This is a genomic window from Rhizobium sp. SVR5-2C, assembly GCF_056755115.1.
The window spans coordinates 51072-58114 of sequence record NZ_JBNDHT010000031.1 but is presented as its reverse complement, the minus strand read 5'-3'; the positions used below and the strand labels follow the sequence as shown (position 1 = coordinate 58114).

Sequence of the window (7043 nt, the reverse complement as noted above, 5' to 3'; positions counted from 1 at the left end):
TCTTTGACGGATTGTTAGCTGAAGGGTGAGCCTGCCGCCCGCTGCCACAAAGCCAGGCTTAACGCACGGCATAGAGGAACCCGGTGGGAGGGTGCCTCCGGCTCTGCACGTGGGTCCCATCGAGGGGCACGGGGGGGAACGCTCGCCGCCGCTGTTACGAGATCACGTCTCGCATGTGTGACCCCTGAATCTCATTCGGCTCGGCCCCACGCCCGCCCAGCACCAACGTCCGCCCCCGCTCATCAGCGAGCCCGTAGGCCAGCTTTGAGCGCAGCTGCGTGCTTTGGGGGCTCCCCATTTGAACTATCCTCCGGCGCATTCCCCATTCGCAATTCCCACCGAAGAGAACACGCCAGGATTTGGACCACGTCCTAGGCCTTCTTTTCCAAGGCCCTCTTCACATGGTTCCTCATGTTTCGCCGATAGTTGCGGAGCTGCTTGAAAATCGGAAGTCCAAGGGGGGCGGTGATGCTTGCTGCCTTCGTGGCATACGTCCAAAAAGTCCAATTCTTAACGTTGTCAGCCTTCGACTCGAAGTCGTGGACTCGGCCGTATCGTTGAAGGAAGCTGCTTAAGTTGATATCGGTAAAAATATCGCTTGACGATTTGCCGGGATAACGCTGGACCAGCGAAAGCGCAAGCCTCTTTGCACTTGACGCAGCCTTCCTTTGGAGCCCGCTTAGCGTACTGTCTCGAAGGAACATGCTGTTTCCATCATATCGGAAACCTAGGTACTCCATGCCATTCTTACCCTGTTCGCCAACAACTCGGGTCCAAGTTTGGTCTCCACCAGTCCCCCAATACTGGAAGATGGCTGATTTCTCGGCCTTGATTTGAAGCTTCGGACCGTGGCAGACAATCTCTTGACGAACCCACGCCTCCAGGTCGATAGCAGCATCTGCCTCGATTGGCGCAACGATGAGAATGTCATCGGAATATCTGAAGTAGGTTCCCCCGAGCTCTCTCACTCTGGTTGCGACAACCCTGTCAAACTCCATGAGATAGAAATTTGCGAGCAGGTCCGAGATGGGGGAGCCTTGTGGTATCCCGTAAGGTTTGCGGTGAACTTCTATGAGGGAACGTTGGCCGTTTCCGCCTGCGATTTTCTGACGAAAATCAGTCCCATTGCACAGCTGTAATGGTATCGCGCTCTCATTCACTAGGAACCCTTTGATAGGGACGCCATCGCTGGAGACGTGCTTTTGCCCCCAAAATCCGAGGCGCTCGTATAGACCCTCTCGATCTATTACTGAATACCGAGTCATCGCCTTGAAGACTGCATAGTGATCGGGCGGGAGACGGTTGACCTTTAGTAAGTCGCACCAACGAGCCCGAAGCGTTTGGTGATCAAGACTTTCGAAGAAGCTGCTGATATCCAGAGCGATTGCACTGCAATTACCAAGTTTCCTAATTGCGTTTACGGCATCCAGCGCGAAATGGATATTGCACTTGCCGCCACCACCTGGGTTAGCGATCCGCCGATATGCGAGAACACTTTCCCCGAGGTTGAGCTCTTTGAGCCTAGCTTCAAAGGGAACTGCAAGCAGGTGACGATAGTAGCTGAAGATATAGGCGTCGGCGCGAGCCGCGAAGCGAATGGGCCGCTCCTTAACTTTACCCTTCGTGCCCTTTGCGGTGAACTTGGTCCATCGCTGGTGATACAAGATGAACGGATAAAAGGTATGAGCAGCAACTCTCGCAGGGTCCGAAGCAAGCGCACGAGCCTCTGCCTCAGTTAGAAAAGAGTCGAAATGGGGATACATTTTCGGCTTGAAAGCCCAATCGTCCAACGTAGACGAGCGAGAGGGAGCAAGGTGACCATGTGCCCTTATAGTCATAACCTTGCTCCGCACCGTTTAGTATGTAAGGCACTTCTTCGATGTAATCGTCTATATTGTCGGTATGCTATCAAGCATATGGTATCGTCGTCATCACAAGGAAATCCTAATGGATCTCATTATAAATATTCTCGGAAACCTTGACAGTTTCAACTAAAACTCGGACGCCTCCAGTCCGAAGACTATCGCGCCAGATGCGACCCATTTGCGGAGCGCGAGTATATGTAGGGGCTGCAACCTTTTGATTTCAAGGCCCAAGGTTGCAAAAAAAGTGTTTTCCTCAACCTTGCGCTACGAGCGTGAGGCTGGCCTGCCTTCTGGTCTTGCATTGGGTCCCACCTAAGGGCACCGGGGGGAAAGCCCGCTGCAGCTGCTGTGAGATCACCTCTGAAATTCGTGCCCCCGTGTACCTCGGGCATTTCATCGCGCTAGACGACGCTCCCGGGTTAGGAGATATTTGCTGCGTGTGGAGACCAATCAATGAATCTCTTTAAGCTAACACCACTATCCCGCCTCACGATGGCGTTCGAAGCCGAACTGAACCTGGCCGATGATATCGAGTTGGAGAAGTCTTTAGAGGGTAAGTATCTTGCTCGTCTTGATGAGGCGGCCAAGCGCAGAGATAGCACGCTGAAAGGCTTAGTCATTCTTAATGGACTACTCGCAGTCGCTGCCTCAGGTAGAAACATCACAATACCCGGCCTCAATCTCAGCATGGCCGATGTGCCCGCCCTGTTGGAAGTCCTGACAGGTCTTGCCTCCGCTGCCGTCTATATGTGCTCCTTCTCGTTTGCCACATGGCTTTGTTACTCGCAGATACACTCAGTCTTCAGCAACCGAACCGCCCGGAAATTCCAGATCGACCCTGATCTTCTAAGCTTTGCTGAGACGACTTCTGAGCCTACCCTGAAGATTTTCCGCAGCAAGCTGAACATTTGGGGTGCTGATTGGCATCAGCCTGGCAGGGCGTTCAATTGCGTCGCTGTCTGCTACGCGGTGTCGAACAATTTGTTCTTCTTTATGGCCCCATTGCTCCACTGCCTTCTAATTTACTATGCGCTGCGGCAGACTGTGGAACGTTCGGGTTTTGATGCAATCCATAGCGTTTTCTACGCGTGGGTGGCCCTGGCTCATGTGATGGCAGTGTTCACCTGGGTCGCACCATCTATACCGTTTGCTTTCAAGGTCGAGGTGTCAGGCGCTAAGGAAGAGATGATCGTAGTACCCGCCACTACAAATTAGAAAGAGTGCCAAGATTCGCAGATGTCAGATCCCCTCCGCAACCAACATCAAGACCGCAGCCATCGGGCTCTTCGATGTAGTCTCCGATTCCGATAGGTGCTCCTTGACAGCCTGGAAGGAAGATGGAGGACGACCCCTGCTTAGCTAGGCATTCTGCGCGGCCTGAATCCCTCTTTCGACACGTGCAGTGAGAACGAACAGAAAATTACCAAGAGCCTCGGCAAACTCCACGGCCTGTGATGCCTCTTCTGGCGTTGCGTGGGGCTTGGCCGGATCAGCGTGTCTTACGCCATTAGCCTCAAGGCTAACCGAATGTGCCCAGGTGGCCATGCCTTGGGTAAGCACATTGTCAGTAAGCGCTTGATCTATCCGCTGGTACAGCGAGCCACTTGTATATCCCTTCACCTTCAGCATCGCATCGACGGCACTTGCGGCCATTACGGTTGAGCCGTCAGGTGCATGAAGGGTCTCATATGCCTGCTGCAGGAACCTGCGGCAACATCGGGCAGGTCTTCGTGTGCGGACTTCTCTGCGGGGTAGAGAGCGCAAAGCTGGGGGTTTGTCCCTTCACCGCCGGGGCCCGACCAGTCGTTGCGCCTCCACAGACGGAGCAGATAAACACGCCCCAACATTCCGGCTCTCGGCCGTCAGTCCTAGGGGTCGTACCTTCGCTGGCCCAGGCTCAAATCAGGCGGGGAGCTGCTATAGAACAATGCGGGCACCTACTCACCCCCAAGAGCTGCGTGTTCATCTGCCAACCGTGGCTTCCAGCTGTGAATTCGACCTCGGCCAAGCCTTCCTCCTTCTAATCAGTTCGACCCTATGCTTGCGCTTAAGAGCCAAGCGGCAAGAACCGAGAGCGGACGGCGTGACCAGCAGTAACGGGGGTCTGTAACAACCCTTGCCTTCCACTAAAAATAATGCAATAAAATCAATGTGAAGAAGGCCGAAATGCGCAGTCCTCTTCTGGGCACCATTCCCTTACGATCCTATTGAGATCGTTGAATTAGCTGTTATCGCCGATATTTTTTCGCCCGATGTGGAAGCAACGAAACTTGCAGCGGCGGGCTTGTGCTGCCGCTTAGCCACTTGCTCAGCAATTGCCTCGGACCGGCTTAGGCGTGAGCTTGGGGGTGGTTGACGTCCCAGACTGCCCACAGCGATACGGCGCCGATGAGCACGCCCATAACCACGCTGGTCCACATCGCGTTCGCATTGGCCGCAAAACCGAGCAGCCAGGGAGACACAATCAACCAGAGGCCGAGCACCAGGTTTGCCCATTCCTCCCATTCGGCAAAAACCGACAGCGCGGCGATCGTCAACGCACCGAGAGCGATAGCGACGATCCAGGCGTTCCAAGTGGGTACGGTATCAGCTGCAAAGCCGATGACCCATGGTGAGATGAACAAGCATACCGCCAGGACCAGATTAGCCCAATCCTGCTTTCTTTTTCCTTCCATCAGAGTGTTTGGCATGACAATCTCCCAGGTGACTAACCAAACCATCATCTCGCGTGCACCGCACGCAGATGAATATAAGTAATTTCTTAAAAGAAATCGTTCAAGAGCCTTGCCGAACAGTATCTTAGCCTGGTTGGCCGGACATATCAGTCTAACCTTCACCGGGTGGGCTTCTCGGAGCCACCCAGCGACGGCGGGAGGTTCTCCGGTCGAGCCCGAGAGACTGCGGCGCCTCGCGTGACAAGGTCCCCGGCGTCACGAGGCTTGTCCTACATAATGTTAGAATTTTCTCACGATAGTCGAATGTGTTCAAATCAAAGATTTGGCATGAAAGTCACCGCACCGGCTGAAAATGGCCTCTCGCGGGCACGCGCGTACCCTGGCTCACATAACCGTTGCGATCGCACACATAAACAGTCGTGGGCATGCCGCCGGACCGGAAAATCCAATCTCCGTTACGGCGGATGCCGCGCGTTTCCGTGTGGCAGACATATTGCTCCTCATCCTTCTTGTCGGGCTGAGCCTTGACGCCGGGGAGATCGGGATAGGGATAGAGCGCCTGAACGTCGGCCTTGCCTGCACTCTTCCAATCGGTTGCAAGGGAAGGCCCAGCGACCAGACTGCCGGCGATGGAAAGCGCCGCGAATAGAATCTGCAGGGATCGCATATCGGTCGCCTTTCGCTCGCCGGACGGCACCAGTGGCATTCGCGTTGAAATTTAGGAAGCGGCGTGGCAGCCATCAAGCAGCTGACAGGGCGAGCCACGGCAAAGTGATTGTTCAAGCCTCTTTCGGCTGGGGCTCTCTGCGAAAGTACCCCCGGATAACCGGATGAGCAAAGAGGCTTGCGAGGATTGCAAAGGCTGCGCCTGCCGCAAAGCCCGCAAAGAGCCCGCCGATCACGCCCGCCACCAGCAGAACCTTCTTGCCCGGACCATCAGGTTTTGCCGGCGGTTCTGCTTCTGAAATGATGCGGATGTTGTTCTGAGGAAGGTTCTGTTCCTCCGTGGTCTGGCTGGAGCGCTTCAGAACGGTCTCGTAGATCTCGCGCGCAGCCGTTGCCTTGCGCTGCAGCTCGTTGAGTTCGACTTGTTTGTCGGATGTGGTTGCCTGCAGTGCCTTTTGTATATTCAGCTCCTTGGCGATCGCATCTTCGGCTTTCTTCGCCTGGTCGTAGTCGGCACGCGCCGAAGTCACCATGCGTTGCAACTCACCCTTTATCTCGTCGGAGATGCTCTGCAGCGATGAGCGGGCTGCCTGCAATCGCGGATGGCGCGCACCCATCTGGCTCTCGAGGCTACCGACGATCGCGGCCTGGGTAGCATACTGCTGGCGAAGGCTGGCGAGCGAAGAACTCACCGTGCTACCATCCGTCTGGCTGTTGGCGACAACATCCTCGAAGCTCATGTTCGCGGCCGCATCCGCGCGGGCCTTGGCCTGGATCGACTTCTCCTGCGCTGTCAGCAAAAGCGTATTCAATGAGGCGAGGCGCTGGTCGGAGATCAGATTGCCTTCTGTCGCGGCCATATCATTATCGGCACGGAAGGTTTCGACGGCCTGTTCGGCCTCCTGCACCTTCTGGCGCAGATCATTCAGACGTCCATCGAGCGTCGCAGTGGTATTTTCGTACAGCCCCGTCGAGGCGCTGCTTTCCTCCTGGATGAACGAGGAAACGACCTGGTTGGCAAGCTTGGCGGATTTCTCCGGATCGTTTGTCACGGCCGTCAGCGACACGACATAGGTGCTGCTCTGGCGGGTAATCGTGAGCGCCTTTTGCAGGGCGGCGACGACGGCTGCGTCGTCGCTCCGACCGCCGTTGAATGCGGGATCCTGCGCGAGTTTCATGGTGTCGGCGACCCGGCGCAGCACATTGCCTGACATCAGGATCTGCACCTGACTGTCGATCAACGATGAAATCATCTCGGGCGAGATCGTCGATGATTGCGTCGTGGGATCCGCAAGGCCGATCTGGCGCGGATCGAAATAGAGGCTGGTGGTCGCCGTGAATTTCTGCGGCAGCAGCGGCAAGACTGCTCCGCCGGCCAGAGCGCCCAGCGCGGCCAGCCCGAGAACGATCAGCCGCCTGTTCCAGATCGCAAAGATGATCGAGCGGACGTCGAGTAGCGGCGATGACGGGTCGAATACCGGGGCGGCGACAGGGCGTTCCGGCTGCCGCGGTGGAGGCGGCGTCAATTCTCGGATGCGTGTCTCGGCAGCCGGCACCGCTTCCGGCTCTGGTACAGGCTTTGCAAAGTCGCTGGGCCTCAGGACAGGCGTGCGCGCGCCCGAGCTTCCCGGCGCCGCTGGCGCAGGCTCGTAGCTTCGCCAGCTCGGCAGCCGACTGACCCTGTTCCTGTCGAATTGACTCATAGACACACTCGTGACCCGCCGACGCAGACCTTGGCGGAGGTATGCCCGACTTTAGAAATCCTTAGCTAACGGAGCGTTAAGATGCGCCGACTGATATTCGCCCGAACACGTCAGATACGCCCGAAAGCGAGAAC

The 7043-nt window shown here is 56.3% G+C and carries 6 protein-coding genes; 1 reads left to right on the top strand and 5 read right to left on the bottom strand.

Annotated features, from left to right (window positions below):
- Positions 1-371: 371 nt before the first annotated feature.
- Entirely contained in the window at positions 372-1838 is a 1467-nt protein-coding gene (locus tag ACPYOI_RS11755) for a reverse transcriptase domain-containing protein (protein WP_481422891.1), read from the bottom strand.
- Between the two features lie 480 nt (positions 1839-2318).
- On the opposite strand from ACPYOI_RS11755, the gene ACPYOI_RS11750 reads away from it, so the two are divergent.
- A complete protein-coding gene (locus ACPYOI_RS11750) occupies positions 2319-3080 on the top strand; it encodes a hypothetical protein (protein ID WP_481422890.1) in 762 nt (253 codons plus the stop codon).
- 144 nt (positions 3081-3224) lie between these two features.
- Here the strand turns inward: ACPYOI_RS11750 and ACPYOI_RS11745 are convergent, their stop codons facing one another.
- The 4 genes from ACPYOI_RS11745 to ACPYOI_RS11730 all read right to left on the bottom strand — a co-directional run bounded on the left by ACPYOI_RS11745 (position 3225) and on the right by ACPYOI_RS11730 (position 6909).
- On the bottom strand, positions 3225-3629 hold the full coding sequence (locus tag ACPYOI_RS11745) for a DUF4145 domain-containing protein (protein ID WP_481422889.1): 405 nt from the start codon (positions 3627-3629) through the stop codon (positions 3225-3227).
- A 566-nt stretch (positions 3630-4195) separates the two neighbouring features.
- Positions 4196-4555 carry an SPW repeat protein gene (locus tag ACPYOI_RS11740; RefSeq protein WP_168827958.1) on the bottom strand — a complete coding sequence of 120 codons (360 nt, stop codon included), beginning with the start codon at positions 4553-4555 and terminating at the stop codon, positions 4196-4198.
- 319 nt (positions 4556-4874) lie between these two features.
- Positions 4875-5207, bottom strand: coding sequence for a hypothetical protein (locus ACPYOI_RS11735; RefSeq protein WP_481418115.1), 333 nt, complete (start codon positions 5205-5207; stop codon positions 4875-4877).
- Positions 5208-5319: 112 nt separating this feature from the next.
- A complete protein-coding gene (locus ACPYOI_RS11730) occupies positions 5320-6909 on the bottom strand; it encodes a GumC family protein (protein ID WP_481418116.1) in 1590 nt (529 codons plus the stop codon).
- Positions 6910-7043: the final 134 nt, after the last annotated feature.